The following is a 21,192-nucleotide window of genomic DNA, read 5'->3' as shown; positions in this document are numbered from 1 at the left end:
TAGTTTTTCGTGGAACTTGTACAAACATAAAGGAAAATTACCGTTCAATAAATAATGTTTTTTGTGGGTGAGAAATTTCCTATAAAAATTCTGATTCCTAGCCTATGCAGTATGGCTGATTTCTTATTTATAAATGTATAATTAGCGAGCATCATTAGTTCTTTAGATATAAATCAAAGACTAACTCATTTAGTATTGTCTGTATGCATTACTCTGCGAGGTGTAAACAATTAATCAATTAAGAATCTTTTTTCTTGACTCGTTTACTTTTCTTCAATTATGACAATTTGTGCATGTGACTATTCTAAATATAGACCTGATAAAGGTGAAAAATGGTACATTAAATTTTGTCTACGTTTTTACATAACTAGTGAACCCTCTTTTTTGCGCGTAAAACGATGGCTTACACTATGTGGTAATTAAGGGTATTGAACAGGCTTTAGCTGTGGCAGATTCGATGGATTGGTTAAGTCAATTTTGATCATAGTATGGAGATAATATCTTGGCAAAGTTTCAACAGCAGTTTGCTGATTGGGTGATTCAAACCGTTTCAAAGCGCCGGGTACTCGTCTTCCAAAGCTAATTATTTATTTTAAAAATAATATATATCGGTAACATTAAATTTTATAAAAATAAAAAATAGATTACTAATGGTAGTGTTTTAGCAGCTTAGGAAGAATTTTACGTATTGCCTTCCACTAGTTAACTATGCATGTTTAGTATCAAATTTTCTTCGTAGGTATATATACATAAATACACTTTGTATAATAAAGAAAAATAAGAAGCTAAAGTAGATATTGGGTTAAGCCTTTTATTAACAGCAAGGTGGTGTATCTGATAAATCGATTTATCAGATACACCACCTTGCTGTTAATAAAAGGCTTAACTGTCAAAGCCCTTTTGTCATCCCGGTGCAGGTGGGGAGTTCGTATGCTATACGAGTATCGTCATCCGAAGATGCCTCCGCACAGGAATAATGAAAGGGCAATTTATAATTTACTATTTAATAGATTCTGAAGAGCAAGAGCAAATTCTTTATCGTTGGGTGGATTAAACAAGCTAACGTGATCACCGGGTACTTTATGGACGGTTACGCCTTCTAACGCAAACGGTTTCCAGCCCAGAAATTCAAAATCTTGGATGTAGTACATGCGTTTTTCTGCGCGAAACAGATCTACGGTTACATGCTGTGGCGTTAATCGGTAATTACGGGTGGCCTGCTGGTTACTTTTATGAACTTTGTGCTGATTGCCATAAAATACTTTATGGTAGTTTGCTGTGTATTTTAGTTTACTATACATGGTAGTAACCCGGCGTTTTATTGAGCCTTTTTTGTAACTGATTGTTCCTGAAATATCCTTCTTTAATAGAACAAACGTGTAGAGGTATTTCTTTAAGCCGATCTGCACGTTACCCCAAACTTTGCTTATCCAGGGGTCCAGATAGTTTGATTGATCAGCGTGTGTGTCAAACATAGCCAGCACTTTAACTTCTTTACCCATCTGTTTTAATTGTCGACACATTTCATACGCTATAATGCCACCGAACGAGTAGCCCGCTAATGCGTAAGGTCCATCCGGATTTTGCGCCCTGATGGCCATAATGTAATAAGCAGCAATCTCCTCAATGCTGCTCAACGGTTCATCGACACCGTTTATTCCTTTGGCTTGTAATCCAAAAATGGGCTGGTCGGCATCCATGTTTTTGGCCAATGTGTTGAATAGCATCACGTGTAGGCCAGCGCCATGAATAATGTAAAGTGGGGTCTTGGTGCCCAGCGGCTTTATCGGGACCAGGGAGTCCCAAACGATAAACTTGCCATCCATCTGCAGCGCCAGGGCTAATTTCTCTACCGTCGGACATTCGAAGAGCATGGATAGCGGCAGGTGCTTGCCGGTTTCTTTTTCCAGGCGAGTCATAATCTGAACGGCGATCAGGGAGTGGCCGCCCAGTTCGAAAAAATTGTCAAATACACTAATTGTGTCCAGCCGTAAACTTTCCTGCCAGATCTCGGCCACCAGCTTCTCAATGTCCGTTCGGGGGGCTGTCAGAACCGTATGACTTTCGGCTTCGCGCCGACTGACTGGCGGCAACGCTTTGCGGTCTATTTTCCCGTTGAGCGTGAGCGGTAAGCGGCTCAGTAATACAAATTCGCCGGGAACCATGTAGTCCGGAAGTGTTTTCCTGAGCTGTTGTTGCCATGCCTGCCGTTGGGAGATAGTTAGAGTGGGGGCAAATGGATTCCGGTACAATTCCTTTACAAATAGGGTATCTGCCTGATCTAGTGTTGGTTTGGGTATTCGTCTGGTCAATTTGCGGGGAATGAAAACGGCATCCATCAAGTTATCCGTCCCATCGGTAGACCATTTTACGTGAGCGAAGAAATCATAGGTCTCGCCCATTTCCCAGAGGATAGCCGGGTTCAGACCGGTCTGCTCCGATCTCATTTTCTGCCGGACTTCGCTCAACAAGGTATCATCCGGTAAGCCATCGATCAGTTGAATAAGGCTGTAGTCCTCCGCTGTCCGGGCATTAAGGATGTTTCTGACCTGAAGAATAGCCTGCGGCTGCTCGGTAAGCGTCTGTTCAATGCATGCATTAGGAAAACCAGCGTGCCAGTCGATAACAACCGTAGGGTCAACCACTTCGGGGGGATTGCCGATGTATAGCCAGACGTCATAGTGGTACTTGGTTGTTTCATTGAGAAACCGGCCTTCCCGAAGCTGAACATCAACGGCTGAAATCGAGGGTACCGTGTTCTGCAGCCGGTAAAAATAAGCGGGGTCGGCCAGTAATTCATCGTCAATCAAGACCCGTCTTTCTATGACTTTCCGGACATCGGCTATGGTGCTTTCGTCCGACGAACGTTGAAACTGATCGGCTGTATGGTGCATGGTCAGCGTATTTTTCCCCTGCATATCACCGATGAAAATACAGCCCCCCGGAACAAGAGCGTTGACTGCCCGCTCAATGACGCGCTGGAGGTAGTCGGCATCGGGAAAGTACTGGGCCACGCTGTGGATGATGACCAGATCGAGCGAGGCATCCGGGATCATGCTGAAATCGTCGGCTGATGCTACCGACGCGGTTACATGACGCCACCGGTCGGGATCGGTAGCCAGTATAGGCTGTAGCTTGTTAATCGCAGCCTGCGCGTAGTCAGTGGCAATGTACTGACTCACATCCGGTGCCAGTTCCAGAAGCAGTTGCCCGTCTCCGCAACCTACTTCCAGAACGCGTTTCGGTTGTAAATGCCTTATCCGCTTAATTGACTGGTGCGCCCAGTCCTTTAGTTCTGATTTGACATCCTTTTGATTGCCAGTCTGTTCGGCAACGCTCATGCCTGTGGCGTAGATGGCATTCCATCGCTCTTGCCAGCTTACAGAGTCGGTAGGCGAGATGGAGTCAGGAACCACATAGGCAATCAGTCGTTGTTCACCCGGTCGGTCTTCCTGCGCAACTACAACAGCTTCTTTTACGTCGCCGATGGCAACCAGAGCGTTATCAATTTCACCCAGTTCGATGCGGTGGCCCCTTATTTTTACCTGCTGATCGACGCGGCCCAGGCATTGGATTTCACCGTTTTTCAGCCGTTTGCCTAGGTCGCCGGTACGGTACAGCAGGCGATCCGGCTGCTTGTCGAACGACAGCCTCACAAACCGTTCGGCCGTCAGGTCCTGCCGGTTCAGGTAACCCCGGGCTACGCCTTCACCGCCGATAAATAATTCGCCAACCGCTTCTGTCACAACGGGCCTAAGGAATTTATCGAGGATATAGACCTGAGTGTTGTTGATGGGCTGGCCAATCGTAACGAGTTCGTTTCTGGCTATCTTCTTGACCGTCGACCAGATAGTTGTTTCCGTTGGGCCATACAGGTTCCACACTTCGTGGCATCGGTCGGTAAGTTTTTCGGCCAGATCCTGGGGTAAGGCTTCTCCTCCACAAAGGGCTTTGAGCGGTAGAAACGTATTCCAGCCCGCATCCAGCATCATTCGCCAGGTTGAGGGCGTAGCCTGCATAATACTTACCCGCTTCGTATTGATCAGTTCCACCAGAGCACGACCATCCCGGGCGGTGTCGGTATCGGCCATCAGGACTGTGGCACCGGCGACCAGCGGAAGGTATAATTCCAGACCGGCGATATCGAACGAAATGGTCGTTATCGCCAGCAAAACATCATCGCTTTTGATGCCGGGCGCGCCCAGCATGCTCCAGAGAAAATTGACCAGGCTATGGTGTTCGATCAACACACCTTTTGGCTTACCCGTTGAGCCGGACGTGTAGAGTACGTAAGCCAGATCGTCGCCTGAAACAAACCGGTCCGGTTCATCGACGGAATACACTACCGATTCGATTAGTGCTTGCTCGACAAGTACTTCGGCAACTGGCGTGCTTAACCGTCCCTGGTGTTTCGCCTGGGTGATCAGTATGGTGGCTGCCGAATCCGCCAGCATAAATGTCAGCCGGTCGGTAGGGTAGTCCGGATCAAGGGGTAAGTAAGCCGCGCCGGTTTTCAGAACGGCCAGCAGCGTAATGAGCATCTCCGGCGAACGGTCCAGCGCAATGCCGATAACCTGCCCCGCCTTGATGCCTTTCTGAATCAGTACATGTGCCAACTGGTTGGCGGTTTCATTCAGGGACTGATAGCTGATGGCCTGGTCGTTGAACGACAGCGCAATGTTGGCGGGATTAGCCGCGGCTGCCTGAGCAATCAACTGATGAACCGGCGTCTGGCGCGGATACACGGTTTTCGCCGGAAGCTGTTGTGCCAGTGTCTGAAACAGCTTCCGTTCGGAGGTGAAAACAATGTCCCTAATTAGGATGGAGGGTGTTTCGACTACTGTTTTCAGCAGATTTTCGAAGTCGGTCATCATCCGTTCAATCGTCTCAGCTTTGAACAGGTTCGTGTTATAAGCCCACTCCAGGGTTAAGGCGTTTTCTGATCCGCTGGCATTGAAAAACAACTCGAAGTTTTCGTAGTCTTTGGGGTGGCTGATGAGGTGGTGGTTCAGGCCGTGAAAGTTGACGCCATCGTTCATGCCCAGGTCTACGTTGAAGACGGCCGACACGAACGGCGTTCTCGACTGATCGCGGACCACATTCAGTTTTCTCAACAGCTGGCTGAACGTTAACCGCTGGTATTCGTGCGCATCCAGAACCGTTCGCTTGCAACCCGTTAAGAAGTCGGAAAAGGGCAGGTTCGCATCCAGGTAGCTGCGTATGGGCAACAGGTTCACGCAATGACCAACCAACCGTTTGTTGCCCGTGGCCGACTGCCCGGCGGTAGGTAAGCCAACAATGATATCTTCCTGACCCGATAGCCGATGGAGCAGCACCTCAAATGTGGCCAGCAAAGTTGTAACAAAACTGCACCCGGCCTTCAGCCCCATCTTTTTAACGGCCGTCATCAACGTGCTATCCATTGGATAATCCAGTCGCTTGCTGTCGAACGTGTGGACGGCGGGACGCGGATAATCGGTGGGCAGTTCAAGTAAAGGAATGTTGTCTTTGTAGGTACCGAGCCAGAATTCTTCGGTGGCCCGGTATGTATCCGTTTTCGAAAAGTAGCGTTGTTCTTCGGCGTACTGGGCAAACGAGGGAGCCGCGGGCAGACTGGGTGTCAGGCCCTGGGCGTAGCTGGAATACAGTACGCTCAAATCCTGGAGCATGACGCCCATCGACCAGCCATCACGAACAATGTGATGAGACGTCAAAACCAGATGATGAACCTGTCCGGCCAGTTTGAATAACCCGACGTTGAACAAAGGTCCCTCCGCCAGATTAACGACCTTCAAGGCGTCCCGCGCTACGTAGTGAGCAATCAACTGTGTCTGCTTGTCCGGGGTGGTCGTACACAAATCCTGATATGTGATTGGTACGTTGATTTCCTTGAGAATAAATAGATGTTCGCCGTTGGCGCTGAATACGGACCGCAAAGCATCGTGCCGACGGACCAGCGCCTGCAGGGCCAGCTCCATGGCCGACCGGTTGAATGGACCTTCGAGTCGTAGTGAGCTGGATAAATTATAGGATCGCGTCGCGTTTTCGCCCCCCAGCAGGCAGGCCAGCCATATTTCCAGTTGCGGCTCGGTGGCGGGGGCTACCCGTTCAATCGCCGGGCCGGCAAAGGGGTCAAAATCGCTCGTGTTAACGTCGGGGATAGTAAAATTTTCAGTCATGGATGTTGGTGTGAATAAATTTGTATGTACTGACCAGGTTGAGCCGGGTCCGAAATAAACCAGGCTGGATTACCCGCCCGGTCCCGACCAATTCTGGCATTGGGCACGGGGGGAGTACTGAACTCGTAGGGTGAAGACGCCACCGTTTTGCCGAGTGGCGTAGCGGTAATCGGCTGACTTTTTCTAAGAAAGTCGGCGTCGATCAGTTCGGCGATACTCTCGCGGAACAGGTCAATGAACTGGTCGATTTCGGCGTCGGTATGCGCTTCGGTGATGAAGCAGGGGAACCCGTCCCAGATGTGAAAACCTTTCTGCCGCAACAGTGTAAAGAGCAATTCGCTGTAGGGTACCTCTTCCCGCGCTTTGATCCTCCAAAGGGAGCCGAACTGCGCCACAAACAGCGGAATCTGGTGCCGCTCAAGCGCTGCATTCAGGGCTATCGCCACGCGCTGCGCTTTCGCGGTCAGGGCTTCCTGTAACGCTGGTCCGGCGGCCTTCAGGTGCAGCAGCGAGGCTTTCGTTGCCGCCAGCGCCAACGGGTGCCGCACAAAGGTACCGGCAAAATACGTGACGCCCTGCTCAGGAACAGAGGCATCGCCATACTGCCAGAAGCCACCATCCAGCGCATCCATCAATCCCTTCGTACCGGCAATGACCCCAATGGGCAGGCCACCCCCAATGACTTTGCCATACGTGGCCAGATCGGCCCTGATGCCAAACAGGGCCTGCGTGCCGCCGGGATGTATTCGGAAGCCCGTAATGACTTCGTCGAAGATCAGGACCGTTCCGGAAGCGGCCGTAACCTGCCGAAGGTCTTTTAGGAAGTCGATGGGTACAAACTCAGGTCGGCGGCTTTGCACCGGCTCTACCAGAACAGCCGCGATTTCATGCGCTCTCTCCCGGATAATGGACAGACTTTTATCGGTGCCATAGTCTAGAATAAGCATGTTTTGAACCGCTTCCGGCATGATGCCTGGTGAGGCCGGAAACGATTTTAACCGCTGCGATCCCCGAACAATTACCTCGTCAACGATGCCATGATACGAACCCGAAAACGCCACAATAAGGGATCGGTTGGTAACCGTGCGCGCTATACGCATTGCCCCCAGTACGGCCTCCGAGCCCGTATTGCAAAGCGCCACCCGCTCATGGCCCGTAAAATCGCAAAGCAACCGGCTCACCTCACCGGCCAGCTCATGCTGCGGGCCAATCTCGTAACCGCAATCGATCTGGTTATAGAGAGCGTCCCGGATAAAGTCGGGCTGGTAACCAAACATGATTGAGCCGAAGCCGTTGAGCATGTCGATGTACTCATTGCCATCCAGATCCCACAGGCGGCTGCCTTTGGATTTATTGATGACAATGGGGTAAACGAGTTCTTTTGTGGCTGGCCTGAAACCCGAAACCACCCGAGGGTCGGCCATGTACGGGCGGTGTTGCTGCGTGTAATCTTTACTCTTTTTTGTTTTCTGGTTATACCGATCTGTGAGCTGCCGCAGAAAGGCCTGCTGTTCGGGGTTCAACTCCGTAAGCTGCCGTTCGATACGGGCGCTGGCACCAAACGGTTTTTTTAGTTCGATCTCTTCTTCGGGTGTCAGTTCCGCCTTCGTCAGGGAAACGGGCTTACGGGCTACTGGCGCGCTGGCAGCAACCTCGGGCATGGCCGTTTCTCCTCTGCTTCCGGCCTGCATCAGCGCCACCTGCTTCGATAGAATCTGAAGCTGCTGGGCCATCAAATCCAATACCGAATTGCCCTCCGGCTGAGCTGATACCCTGACCTGGGTCGTGGGTGCGGACAGACGAGGCTGGGCAACGGGCAGGGGGTTGGTTGAGGGCTCATAAGCTCCGGCGGGTAAGTTGCTGTCGAGGTAGTTGATCAGTGAATCGAGCGTAGCATACTCCTCGTTCAATTGCCGGAATGTGATCGGTAAACTGAATTGCTTTTTGAGACTTAGCGATAGCTGGGTAAGCAGCAGCGAATCGAAGCCGATTTCCAGGAAATTCATATCGCCCGTTAGGCGTTTCATGTCAATGCCTGAAGTCTCTTCCAAAATTTCCTTTACGGTATCGACTAGTACATCTTTTCTCATCTTGGCCGGATAGACAGGTTGGTTCACCGAATAGTCGTGCGGGATTGCCTGAATTGCCCGGCTATCCGAAACGTCGTTCAGTCGGGGAGTTTTGACGGCTGGTTCAACCCAGTAGCGTTTCTTGTCAAACGCATAGGTTGGCAACGGGACCCGCGTCCTGCTCTGATCGGCGTAGAAGGCGTTCCAATCGGGCTCAAGCCCGTTCAGCCAGAGCTGACCCAGCGCATTCAAAATGGATTCATAAGCGGTTTTGGCTTCCTTATGGCCCAAGCTGGTCAGGATCGTTGCTGCGCTGAAAGCCGCCTGCTGGCGGGCAAACGAAGCAGTTGCACTGCCGGGGCCGACCTCCAGCACAATGGGTTTATGGTGCGCCAGAATCGTGTCGAGCGCATCCGCAAACCGGACGGTCAGGCGCAGGTGCGTGGCCCAGTAGTGAGGGTCGGTCGCCTGGCTATCGGATAGCCAGGTACCACTGACGGTCGATACAATCGGTTTGGTTGGCGTATGTAGGGAAACCTCGGCAAATGCCCTCTGGAAGTCCGCAATAACGGGTTCCATCATGACGGAGTGAAACGCATGGCTGGTCGATAGCACCCGATTAGGTATTTCCAGACCGTCCAGAACGCTGGCAAAGTCCGCAATATCTTCGTCGTGACCGGCTACTACGCAGCGCTTCCGGCTATTGATGGCCGCAATGGACAACGGCTCCGGCATCAAAGCCCCGACCTTCTCGGCTTCCATACGTACCGACAGCATGCTGCCCCGAGGAAGTTCACTCACCAGATGCCCACGTATGCTGATCAGTTTCAGGGCATCGGCCAGGGTAAAGACCCCCGCCAACTGTGCCGCCACAAACTCACCAATGCTATGGCCGCAAAGAATAGCGGGCTCAATGCCCCAACTCATCCATAATTTAGCCAGGGCATATTCGGTACTGAATAAAGCAGGCTGGGTGTAGCGAGTATTTTGCAGGCGTTCTTCGGCCGTTTTGTCGCTTTTATCGACGTAAAGAACCTGCCGGATGTCGATGTCCAAATGGGCCGTAAGCAACTCCGCGCATTCGTCGATGGCATCGCGGTAGGCGGGTTCACATTCGTATAACTCGCGACCCATGTTAGCGTACTGAGAACCCTGGCCGGGAAACATGAACACAACGGGCCCCGGTGCCTGTGTCACCGTCTTTGCGTTAGCCGATAACGGTACACTGATTTTGTCCAGAAGCTCATCCCCTGAAGACGCAACCAAAAACCGGCGATGAGTAAAGGCCGACCGGGCCGTTTGCAAGGTAAACGCCACATCGGCCAACTTGATCGGACTGGTCTGTCGGCAATGGATCGCCAGGGAGTGGCCATAAACCTCGCGGCTTTCGCTGGATTTGGCTGACCAGCTGATGAGCTGACAGGGGCGGCTGGAGCTATTTTCAGGGAGAGGTAGTTTTGGCTCCGCTTCTTCTACGACCACGTGCACGTTTGTGCCGCCCACGCCAAAGGAGCTGACACCCGCCCGGCGTATGGCGTTTGATTGCCAGTCTTTTAAGGCAGCGTTGACGTAGAAAGGGCTGTTCGTGAAGTCGATGGCCGGGTTAGGATTTTTGTAAAATAAAGAGGGTGGAATTTGCCGGTGATGCAGACTCAACACCGTTTTTATGAAGCCCGCAACACCGGCAGCGCTTACCAGATGACCGATGTTACTTTTGATGGAGCCTAGCGCACAAAACGGATGTTCGGCCTGCGTATCGAACGCTTTTTTGAGCCCCTCCACCTCAATCGGGTCGCCCAGGGGCGTAGCGGTACCGTGTGCTTCGACATACGAAATAGAGGACGCAGCTACGCCAGCATCCTGCAACGCTCTTTTGATCGCACCCGCCTGCCCATTGGCACTCGGGGCCGAAAAACTACTCTTTTCGCCACCGTCATTGGTTACGCCAACGCCCCGGATAAGGGCATAAATCGTATCACCATCCTTTTCGGCCTGCTGCCGGTTTTTCAACAAGACAACCCCTGCGCCATCGCTGAACACGGTTCCTCTGGCGTTTGCATCAAAGGGCCGACAATGCCCATCGTTGCTCAGAATGGCCCCTTCGTCGTACAAATGCCCACTGTTGACGGGTGCCGTAACGGATGCCCCACCGGCCAGTGCCATCGTACACTGCCCTTTTCGAATGCTTTCTACGGCCTGAACAATGGCCAGCAGCGACGTGGAGCAGGCCGACTGGACGGTAACCGCAGGACCTTTTAAATTCAAGGCGTAAGCTGTCCGGGACGAAATGTAATCCTTGTCGTTGACGGTCATTACATTGAAAAAGCCAGCCTTGTCGATCAGATCCGGGTTCGATGCAATATTATTCAGGTAATAGGAATTGAAGCGGCATCCGGCAAAAACCCCGATCAGACCGTCGTATTTTTCGGGGACGTAACCCGCACTTTCCAGGGCTTCCCAGGAAATTTCTAAAAAGACACGTTGCTGCGGATCCATTAACTCCGCCATTTTGGGATTTATGCCGAAGAAAGCAGGATCGAATTGGTCGACGTTGTCGATGATACCCCGCGCTTTCACGTACGTTGGGTCAGCTTTCAGGCGATCCGGTATACTGGGGTCCAGTTCCTGATCGGTAAAGAAGCGAATGGCCTCCCGGCCTTCTGTCAAAAGTGTCCAGAGTTCGTCAATGGTATTGGCACCCGGAAAGCGCCCGGCCATACCGATCACCGCAACGTCACTGGTTCGCGGCACCTCCGGCTGATTTTCCCTACTGGCCCTCGGCAACGTACCGTTTTCCCGATTCAGACATTGCGCTATGTTTCCAATCGTTTGGTGCTGATACAATTGAGCGACAGGTAGCCGATACCCGAACCGATCGTTAAGCGCCGTGACAAAGTTTACAGCCAGTAACGAATTTCCGCCCAGCGCAAAGAAACTGTCATCAGCACCAACGTCGTCCAGGTAGAGTATTGATTTCCACAGGTCGGCAATCTGTTTTTCCAGGCTGGTTTCCGGTTTTCTATACAGGGTGTTTATGTCAGGCCTTTTGATGGACAAATTAGCCAGTGCTTTTCGATCTATTTTGCCGCTGTTATTGGTCGGAAACCGGTCTGTTTCAATGACGTAGCCGGGTACCATGTAGCCGGGTAACTTATTCTTCAGATACCGCGTAAGGTCGTTTTTGTCGAATTCGGGTTCGGGTATTACATAGGCGACCAACTGGTTACTCCCCCCTGAATCCTGTCGGGTAATAACGACGGATTGCCTGACCGACGGATGATGATCGAGCACACACTCGATCTCACCCAATTCGATCCGGTACCCTCTCACCTTCACCTGATCGTCTGTTCGCCCGACGAACGCTACGTCGCCATCTGGCAGGAGCCGCACCAGATCGCCTGTTCTGTAGAGACGTGAACCCGTTGGGTCAGCGGCAATCTGAACAAACCGACTGGCCGTTAATTCGGGTCTGTTCAGATAGCCGCGGGCTACCTGAATGCCGCCCACGTACAGTTCGCCGGTTTCTCCAGGGGGTACCGCCCTACCAGACTCGTCCAGGATATACAAGTGTGTGTTCGGAAGTGGTTTTCCGATGGGGAGGTGCGTTTCGTATTTTTTTTTCTGATCATAGGCATGATAACTTACGTTAACTGCCGTTTCGGTTGGCCCGTATTTATTGAAAAAACGAACATACTGACTCCACTGCTCGGCCAGGTCGACCGGGCAAACCTCACCACCTGAACAAACCCGTTTCAGGGTAGCGTACGAGCGAGGCTGGATCGTTCGCAAAAAGGTTGGCGTCGTCTGGATGTGCGTAATGCCCTCTTCATCAATTGTTTTGGCTAACGTATGCGGGTCCAGCTGATCATTCAGGGAAATCAAAACAAGGCAGGCTCCACTGATAATTGGTACGAAAATCTGCTCGACCGAGGCATCAAACGAAAAATTAGCCAGTACCAGCTGCTTATCCGTACTGCCGAAGCCAAACAGGGTGGCATAGCTACTGATCTCATTGGCTATCGACTGATGCTCTACCATGACGCCTTTGGGCTGCCCCGTTGAGCCAGAGGTGTAGATTACATACGCCAGATTATGAGCGGCCAGCGCCGTGACAGGGGCCTGGGTTGATTCCTGCGCGATGGTTTCCCAGTCCCGGTCGATATAGATCAACGTTTGAGTTGCCGTCAGAACCGTCAATGACGAAGCGGAGTGAGCCGTCGTAACGACAACATCTCCCCCCACATCCGACAGCAGGTAACGTAGCCGTTCCTGCGGATAGTCCGGCTCAATCGGCACGTAAGCGCCACCCGCCTTGAGAATGGCCAGCAGGCCGATAATCATGTCCAGGGAGCGGTTCAGACAGATCGGCACAAGCGTTTCTTCCCGCACCCCCTGCTTTCGGAGGTAGTTCGCCAACTGCGAGGATCGCTCGTCCAGCTGCTGGTATGTCAGGTGCTGGCCATCAAACTGTACCGCTAGGCACTGTGGGCTTTTTTTGACCTGCTTCGCAAACAAGGCCGTAATGGTCTGCTCGTTCGGTTCATTGACCAACGGGTGTGGATCAGGGTCGGTTAAAGGGTTTCCGTTAAGGGAATTGATGTGGTATGGATCGTTCATCGCCTACAATAATTTACAGTATCAAAAAGTAGACTCGTACGGCATAAGCCTGTATGGGAACACAGGGCTCATACCTAAAAAAGAATAAAGCTTAAAATCAGACTATTAAAGGCGAAGGGCGGGTATTCGGATGGCAGCTTATAAGGCCATCTATAGGCTAATCAGATAGATTACTAAGTTAAGTCGCTAGGTTTATTCGATGGCTGGTACGGCGTTCCGTACCAGCTTACTTCACTACGGTTTATTGTACAGGCAGGGTGATATTCCTGCCTTATCGTCAAAATACAGGTTTCATGTAGATATACCCCGGCGGTCTATGCGCTTTTCAAATTCAGCAACTCTCGCTCAAACTGCTGGAGAATGGCCTGTTTTTCAAGATTGTTCTTGGCAAATGACCGGGCTTTGTTCTTCAGTTCGGACAAGTCAAGGCTCAGGGCGTCATTTATTCCCGTAATCAATGCTTCACTAGACTCCGGTTCGATAAGCATACCGATCTGGTGGCGATTGATGATATCATATAGGGACGTGCCGGGCGTAGCAGAGACCAGCGCACAACCGCCAGCCGCCAGAATACCCGTTAGTTTGGAGGGAAGGACCAGGTCGGACGCTGATTTTTTCTGTAAAACCAAATGAATATCGGCCGTGGCCAAAAGGGCCGATAATTTGTCGTAGGGCTGTAACGGATGAAACCATACGTTTGTGAGTTTTTGCTCTTTCACCAAAGATTCCAGCGATGATTTAGCCCCACCAGCGCCAAAAATCAAAAACTTAACATGGCTCTTAACCGCGAAATGATTGGCAGCCTCAATGATCAGTTCCAACCCCTGTTTCTCTCCCAGGCTACCCGAATACATGACGACTTTATCGTGTTCACTCAGCCCTAGTTCTTTACGTAACGACTCCTCACGGGGCAATGGCTTGATGGATGTTTCATCTACCCAGTTCGGAAACAGTAAACAGGTCGACTGAACCACATTTTTCTGGGCTACCTTACGTACCATCCCCTCGCTGATGGTCGATACAATGGTACACCGTTTCAGAATAAATTCTTCGACCCAAAACAGCAGTTTCAGAAAGTTCTTATTCTTGAACATTTTTAGTTCTTTGGCCATATCGATCTGCAAATCCTGTATATGACACCAAAGCGGAACCTTACGAAGTCTTGTATAAATAACGGGTAGTATTCCGATGTGAAAAGGGGGTGATATGCAGATGACAACATCGTAGCGCTTCGTAAAAAAAATACCAAGCCAATAAACCAGACTGCTGGCTACGAACGAGAATTCGTGAAGGATTCTGGTTAGCGCAGTCACATTTTCGGGAACGTAAAACGGACAGCGATTTACGGTTGCGCCCTCAATAATTTCCGTAAACCACAGTTTACCCCGGTATTTTTTGTGTACTTTCCATTCGGGATAGTAGGGCATACCCGTAATTACCCGTACTGTATGACCCTGCTGGGCCAACCAAGCACCCATCTCACCTGTATACCGGCCTACCCCTGTAAGTTCCGGCGCATAGTTGATATCGTAAATTAGAATGTTCATTAGCCTTCACATGCTTAAAAAAGAGGAAAATTCGTTTTAGCTTGTATCACGTATATTGTCAAGAGCTAGTTAGTTTAAGGCTCCTGTTTTCTTAATAATTCCTTTGTTTTCAAGACAATAAAGTATTCATAAATTGCCTGTAGCGTGGCATTAGTCAGGCCAGCCTGACCGTCGAGAAAAGACAGACGCCAGAAAACCATGTAGAACCATTTGATTAGTGGACGACCGGGTAACTTATAGAAGATTCCTTTCTGGTGATATCGGCGCTCGCTAAAATCTTGCCCGAATAAAGCTTTTCGAACAGAAAATAGTGTCCCTTTGTCTAGGTCGGCAATACGCATGGCTGCTTCCATATCGGCATACCCGAGATGCCGTTGCCACCAAAAACGAAACCCTTTACTGAAAGGATAATGATCAAGAAATCCACTCAACCGAGAAGTAGGACCATCCGGAATGGAAACCGGATTAACTAACCGCTCATACCGCATTTTGTCCGGTCGAAAGAGACGAAGGTAATAAGGTGACATTTGGGCATGCTTCAGCCATGTACCATTCCAGGCAAAGTCTCGTCGTTGAATTTCGTAAGCAACAGCATTGGTAATATCAGGCTTAAAATTTAAAAGTTCTTGTTTTAAACTAGGAGAGACGCGCTCATCAGCATCAATATAAAGCACCCAATCGTATTTAAATTTTATATTGCTTAAACCCCAGTTTTGATGCGCTGCCCAATTATCAAATTTGCGCTGTGTGACCTTTACTTCAGCAGTTTTAGCAATTTCTACTGTTCGGTCGTCACTGAATGAGTCGAACACATGCACATCATCACACCAAGAAACGGATTTCAGGCATCTGGGTAAATCCTGCTCTTCATTTTTGGTAAGTATAAGAACTGAGATCATAACGTGTCGAACAGAAATAGTTTAAATGATTTTATTTTTCTACATACTTGCCTATGCTTGTACCCTACTTTTGTAGCACCGAAAATGTCGATCAACTGATTACTTCCTGTACAGGTGTTATCATATTTATTTAATTAATATCGTCCACTGACAGTAGTTAATTCAGTTCTCATAAAACAAGAATAGGTTATAAGAAAATTCTTACGACAAGATTACTCATTTGTGGCTTGTATAACAAGATAAATATACTGATTTTCAAATGGTTAACTAGTATCGGGAAGTAATACACTATATTTATAAGAAGATTGGTTTTTATTCATATTGACAAATAAATTCCGTATAACTATTGTCAATAATTAAAAAATGTAAATAATAAGATTTTAATCAAGGCTAATCGTTGTTGCTTAGTCTACTATTTGTTCATTCGAAGAAAAAAAGAAATATAGCGCTACATGGATGTCAGATTGCGGTATATTTGGGCTTAAGTGATTGGTTTTCAGTTTTGATTTCCGCTCAGTAAAATTTTAATCTCTGATTAATATGAGCTTCGGTTTGCCTGATTTTTATGCTTGACGGGAGGTGATTTTAAGCGCTATAGTATTCATAATTGATTATGAACAGTAAGTATGGAATATTAAGCTTCTGATCCTACAACCGTGTAGTCTGGTACGGGTGGCTTGTATTTTAGTTTAGTGGAAAGTTTAGCGAATGGTTTTTCAAAGATTTTATAGAATATCCAGGATAGAAATGTTATAACGAAGCTTGTTATAATGAAAAGTATCCATTTGTTTGTAGGAGAAAAATAGGGATTAAGAAGATTTATGAACTTAATGCCGATAGGGAAATGAATTAAGTATAATGAGTATGATATTTCTCCTGTAAAGTTTATAATTCGTCCAATAGAATTAGTATACCATAGAATAAAACCAATGGTGGTTGATGCGACCAATGCTTCCGTAGCGCCGTATAGGGTATAGGCTAATGGAAGTAACATAAGTAGTGCTACTGCGTTGAGCACTTTTGATCCTTGGTTTGTGTAAATCATGAATCCGATGATACCTATCAGAAAATAAATAATGTACGAAAAAAATAAGATGTAATCTATCAGCTTTGATTGACCAATCAAAATAAGAACTGGGATGAAAACGAGTACGTATATTTTCGGTTTTTTGATGATCAGCGAATAAAATAAACCTATAAAGAGATAATACTCAGCTTCGACAGCCAGCGTCCAGAAAACTGGATTATCGACCGGAAAATGAAAGTAGAATAAGCTGGCTATGATTGACTCGATTGTTTCTGGATAAACGAGGCCGCGTATTCGATAGGAGAAAAAACTTAGCAGTAATGTAATAGCGAGAGCTACGAGGTAAGGTGGGTGCAGGCGGATGAATCGTTTCAACAGGAAACGGAAGTAGTAGTCGATTGAGTACCGGGCCATGTACAAACTCAACGGTATAACAAAGCCAGATACGACAAAGAAAATTTGAACACCGTATTTTCCGTAGTTATAGAAAAAGACAAATAAGTCATTATATGAATTCTCGGCATATAGTGCGTACCCAAAATGACAAAAGCATACAGCCACAACGGCTATAGCCCTTAGTAGTATCAGACTGTCGAGTTTAGTTCTTTTCATAACAGAAATCAACGCCGAATTATTGAGTGCGAAACGGCATCGAGTTTTAAGGTGATCCTACCAGATAAATGGCTCCGATGGTAGGCCGGAGAAATTTTATAGGCTTAGTATCATGGCTTTTGTTTTTGGTGGTCGCTAGTAAATTTTCTTCAGGCCAATGATACGAGCCGGGTTGCCGGCCACCGTCGAACCGGATTCTACATCTTTCGTGACAACACTACACGCGCCCACAATGGACTGTTCACCAATGCTGACCCCCGGCATGATGAACGCCCGGGCACCGACAAAAGCATGAGCGCCAATGGTAATGGGTGAGGTAAGCAAGTTTTTAGCAGCCAGATTGAACGCGTGTGTACCCGTGCAGAGGTAAGCTTCCTGAGCGATGGTAGCGCATTCGTAAAGGGTAATTTTTCCCAAGGAATAAACATTTGTTCGGTCGCCGAGGGCCGCACGATCATGGATTGTCAGGTTCCAGGGGATCTGGATACGCGCCCGCTGGTGAACGAACGGGCGTCCATAAATTTGGGCTCCGAACACCTTCAGCCAGGCAATTCGCCATGGGTTTGCTGGCTTGGGCGTCCAGGAGCAGAGTAAAAGCCAGACGTAATCCCATAAAAACATTTTAACCCGTTGTTTTGTGCTCCAGGGACTTGTGTATGGACTACTTTGCGTGTGAAAGACTTGGTTTACCATGAGTTGCTTTTTTTTCGGTTGATATACGACCAAATTCTTCCAGAAAGAGGCTGGCAACATGCGTTACGGAATGGCTGTGACGCACATTCAGGGCGTTCTTCGCCAGCCTGATCCGTAGCAGGTCGTCTTGTTGCAGGATGAATATATGTTTGGCCAGCTGACTGATGGCGGTTGGCGCACGGTGATCAAAAACCAGTCCGTTTTCGCCGTCCTTAATAAAGTCGTGGAAGCAGGCCAGATTGGAAACGATCGGTACGCATCCCCACGCCATTGCCTCTAAAGGTGCCAGGCCGAATGTTTCCCCCTGCTCGGCTACTGAAGGGTAGACAAATAAGGATGCGTCGATGTAACGATTATTCAGCGCCTGCATGTCATATATTGGATCAATGAACTCAATATCAGCGTTCTCGGCCAGCTGTTTTAGTGATTTGAGGTAAGCTAATCCCGACCCGCCTGCCGAAATTTCCCACGGACCGACAATTTGCAGCTTGTAGGCCTGTGATGTCTTTTTAAACGCGTTTATCAATATATCGAGCCCTTTTTCTTTATTAATTCGTCCTGCGTAGAGTATAATCGGCTTCTTATTGGCGAAGTCGATACGCTGTGTGGGGATAAAAGGCAGCGGATTCGGAATCAGCACGACCTTATCCTGCGAGGCCGAGTCTAATTCGTTACGAATGGCACTGGCAACGGGGGTTGAGTTGGCTCGTAAACGCGCTACCCGACTATACAACCGCATTTGTCGTTTGGGCATCCGCTGCACATCCACCATGCAGGCCTGCTGGTACTTAGCCGCCAGCAGAATGGGTGCCCAAAAGGTATTGGTAACCACGATGTCAAAATCGGCCGAAAGAAGCTTACGTACGCTCAGGGTATAAAGTAGATCATACCCTTTAAGAATAAGGCCGGATTTTGGCGTCTTGTAGCCTTGCACGCGCAGATAACAAACCCCGTCTACGAATTCAGTGGCGGGCAGATCTTCATGGTTACGGGAGATATGCGTAACCTCGTGGCCCCGTCGCGCGAACTCTTTTCCCAGAAAGAACCACATTTTTTCAACGGCTCCCCCCAGCAAAGGCGGAACGGGAAGAAAAGCTCCTTGAATAATGGCAATTCGTAGCATAATGGCGATCGTAAAAATTATCTAATCAGTTACTTAGAGCGTTGATCAGGTTTCGAGTCGTGGGGACGATAGAAAAGTTTTTCTGAAATGTGGTCAGGGCTTTGCTACCCATTTGTTGCTTCTCGTCAATGGATAAGTTCAGCCACCGGTCTATTAGTTGATGGACTCCGGCCACCGAATCAGGGGCTACAAACCCGCTACCCGATCTGTTGATTTCCCGCCAGATGTTTACCTGGTCAGAAATCAGTACGGGCTTGCCGCAAGCCAGCGCTTCTACGACGGCTATACCAAAATTTTCCTGATGACTCGGTAGAACGAATGCTTCGCAGCCGTAAAAAGCCCCCCACTTGGCATCACCACTGAGCATATCAGTAAAGGAAATGGCTGCTTTAGCTTCCTGATTCGACTGGGCTAACTGCTGAACGGACTGCCCGTATGGGGTATCGAGACCAGGACCGGCAATGAGTAGTTTGGGTAGGCTCAGGAGTACGTCCTGTTCGATACCCAGAGTATCATGCTGCAACGTGTTTACTCCGGCCGTTGCCTGGGTTTGGGCTATCTGTGCGTACGCGTTTACCAGTAGATCAACTCCTTTTTTCGGATTGATGCGACTGAGAAACAGGATATAAGGTGTATCAACCAGGTCAGGACACTTCTTAAGAAAAGCTTCCCGCATCGCGGGCGTATAGGCCGGGGGGGACTCAACGCCCAGACCAACGACGACCTCCGATTTCGGTTTGTAGGGCTGAAACGGTTCCCGCGCGAGCTGCTGCTCTTCTTCGCAGGTAAACAGCAAGCCGCTGGCGTCTTCAATAACTTTGTTTTCAATTAGTTTCCAGTAAAGCCAATTGCGAAGTGCCTTCATTTTCCGGCCCGGAGCCTGCTGAAAATAAGGATCAAGCATACCATGAGGCATGATGAAAACTCTCGGTAGTAGGTTGTCCTTCCGCTGATCTCGGCAAGTCTGGATGGCTTTTTGCAGGGCGTAACCATGATAAAGCCACAAGCCATGAAGCAGAATAACATCGAACCGGTGGAGGTTATTAACCAACCAGGGCCCAAACTTAGCGCCGTAAGACCAGGGCGTTTTTGCCGGACCCAGCCTGTGAATAAGGGCCGGTTCGTTTTGCAGAAAAGGTTCGCCGGGGCTGTCCAAACCAGTTACTTCATTGTACATCCCTTGCTTTGTAAGTTCAGTACACATGGTTCTAACTGCCTGACTCACACCGCCCATACTGGGATTCATGCCGGCAATAACGTGGAGTATGTTCATGGGTTGACAGGTTATGATAAGCTCACTGGTGCGCCTTCGATTTGACTCTGGACCTTCGTGATCAGGCAAGGGAACCCGTTTGCGTCCGAATAGAAATTGTGTTCAGGACAGCCTCCTGAACTTCGTCGACGGTGATCGAGAGAATGCATTTTTTCTGCTTCTCCAGGCATACCTCCAAGCCGCAACCGGCACACTCCGTTCGGTGATAAATGATTCGATTTCTAGCTCCTCTCGGAAACCACCGACCGGGTAAATTTCTGGCCGAAAAAATGCCCACGCAGGGCGTTCCAACCGAGGCTGCCAGGTGCATTGGTCCACTATCGTGTCCGACAAAAACGCTGGCCCGTTTCAATACAGCGGCTGAGACTCTGGGTGTCAGTTTTCCGCAAAGATTCAGCCCAGGGCCACCCCAAGCTTCCAGAATAGTGGTTGACCGTTCGGCTTCTTCAGCAGCTCCGATCAACACCAGTCGCCAACCGGGTAACGAGGCCCGAAGCTGCCCGAACAAGTGAGTCCAGTTGGCCATTTCCCAATCATTTGACTGGTTTTTTGTACCAATGCTGGCCGCTATGATGGGGGTTCGGTGCGGAATGGCATACAACGCCTGCTCAGCAAGCTGAAGCTCAGAAGCTGTAAGTCGAAGGTCCCAGTATCGGTTGTCGTCGAGGGGAACTGCCCCTAGTGCACGCACCTGCCGGGCCAGACGAACAGCTTCCCACTCGGTTTCGGCAGAACTGTCGGCAGAATCAGCTAGATTTTCATTGGACAAACCGATAAACTGGCTAACGCCGGCCGCTTTAAAAAACAACCGATCCCGCTTGATTGCCAGTTGAGATCGAGTTGACATGAGGCTAACGACCGTGTCTATTTTCAGTGATCGGATTTTCCAGATTAATTGCGCAAAAACAAACGGATTTCGAGTACCAACCGGGTAATTAAGCACGCTGTTGAAAAAATAATCCTGCCCTAATATAGTTTCCAGCGGAGCTGCTTTAGTGGCTACCGGACGGTTGGTCAACAAAGTCAAATTGGCATTGGGAAAAGACTCTTTCACCTTGTGAAAACAGGGGAGTGCCATGACCGTATCGCCTAAGCTGCCTAGCCTATAAATAAGAACGTTATCTCCTGATTTTTTCATAACATCGGTTGTCGT

Annotated in this window: 9 protein-coding genes; all 9 read right to left on the bottom strand. The window is 49.2% G+C overall.

The features are described from left to right. Window positions 1–989: 989 nt before the first annotated feature. The gene (locus tag ACYU87_RS21570; protein WP_461136174.1) at window positions 990–6,179 is read right to left on the bottom strand and encodes an amino acid adenylation domain-containing protein; all 5,190 of its coding nucleotides are present in this window, start codon (window positions 6,177–6,179) and stop codon (window positions 990–992) included. Then, on the bottom strand, window positions 6,176–12,865 hold the full coding sequence (locus ACYU87_RS21565) for an amino acid adenylation domain-containing protein (protein WP_461136173.1): 6,690 nt from the start codon (window positions 12,863–12,865) through the stop codon (window positions 6,176–6,178). The genes ACYU87_RS21570 and ACYU87_RS21565 overlap by 4 nt, the downstream gene beginning before the upstream one ends. Window positions 12,866–13,179: 314 nt before the next feature. After that, entirely contained in the window at window positions 13,180–14,412 is a 1,233-nt protein-coding gene (locus ACYU87_RS21560) for a WcaI family glycosyltransferase (RefSeq protein ID WP_461136172.1), read from the bottom strand. A 74-nt stretch (window positions 14,413–14,486) separates the two neighbouring features. Continuing rightward, window positions 14,487–15,311: a glycosyltransferase family 2 protein gene (locus ACYU87_RS21555; protein ID WP_461136171.1), complete on the bottom strand. Its 825-nt coding sequence runs from the start codon at window positions 15,309–15,311 to the stop codon at window positions 14,487–14,489. 634 nt (window positions 15,312–15,945) lie between these two features. Then, window positions 15,946–16,950 carry an acyltransferase family protein gene (locus ACYU87_RS21550; RefSeq protein ID WP_461136170.1) on the bottom strand — a complete coding sequence of 335 codons (1,005 nt, stop codon included), beginning with the start codon at window positions 16,948–16,950 and terminating at the stop codon, window positions 15,946–15,948. Between the two features lie 135 nt (window positions 16,951–17,085). Then, entirely contained in the window at window positions 17,086–17,643 is a 558-nt protein-coding gene (locus ACYU87_RS21545) for a DapH/DapD/GlmU-related protein (protein WP_461136169.1), read from the bottom strand. Then, on the bottom strand, window positions 17,612–18,766 hold the full coding sequence (locus ACYU87_RS21540; protein ID WP_461136168.1) for a glycosyltransferase family 4 protein: 1,155 nt from the start codon (window positions 18,764–18,766) through the stop codon (window positions 17,612–17,614). The genes ACYU87_RS21545 and ACYU87_RS21540 overlap by 32 nt, the downstream gene beginning before the upstream one ends. Before the next feature lie 25 nt (window positions 18,767–18,791). After that, the gene (locus tag ACYU87_RS21535; protein ID WP_461136167.1) at window positions 18,792–20,039 is read right to left on the bottom strand and encodes a glycosyltransferase; all 1,248 of its coding nucleotides are present in this window, start codon (window positions 20,037–20,039) and stop codon (window positions 18,792–18,794) included. Window positions 20,040–20,100: 61 nt separating this feature from the next. Beyond that, the gene (locus ACYU87_RS21530; protein ID WP_461136166.1) at window positions 20,101–21,177 is read right to left on the bottom strand and encodes a glycosyltransferase family 9 protein; all 1,077 of its coding nucleotides are present in this window, start codon (window positions 21,175–21,177) and stop codon (window positions 20,101–20,103) included. Window positions 21,178–21,192 lie beyond the last annotated feature (15 nt).

Source organism: Spirosoma lituiforme, assembly GCF_054776635.1.
This window is presented reverse-complemented; position numbering and strand designations above follow the sequence as displayed.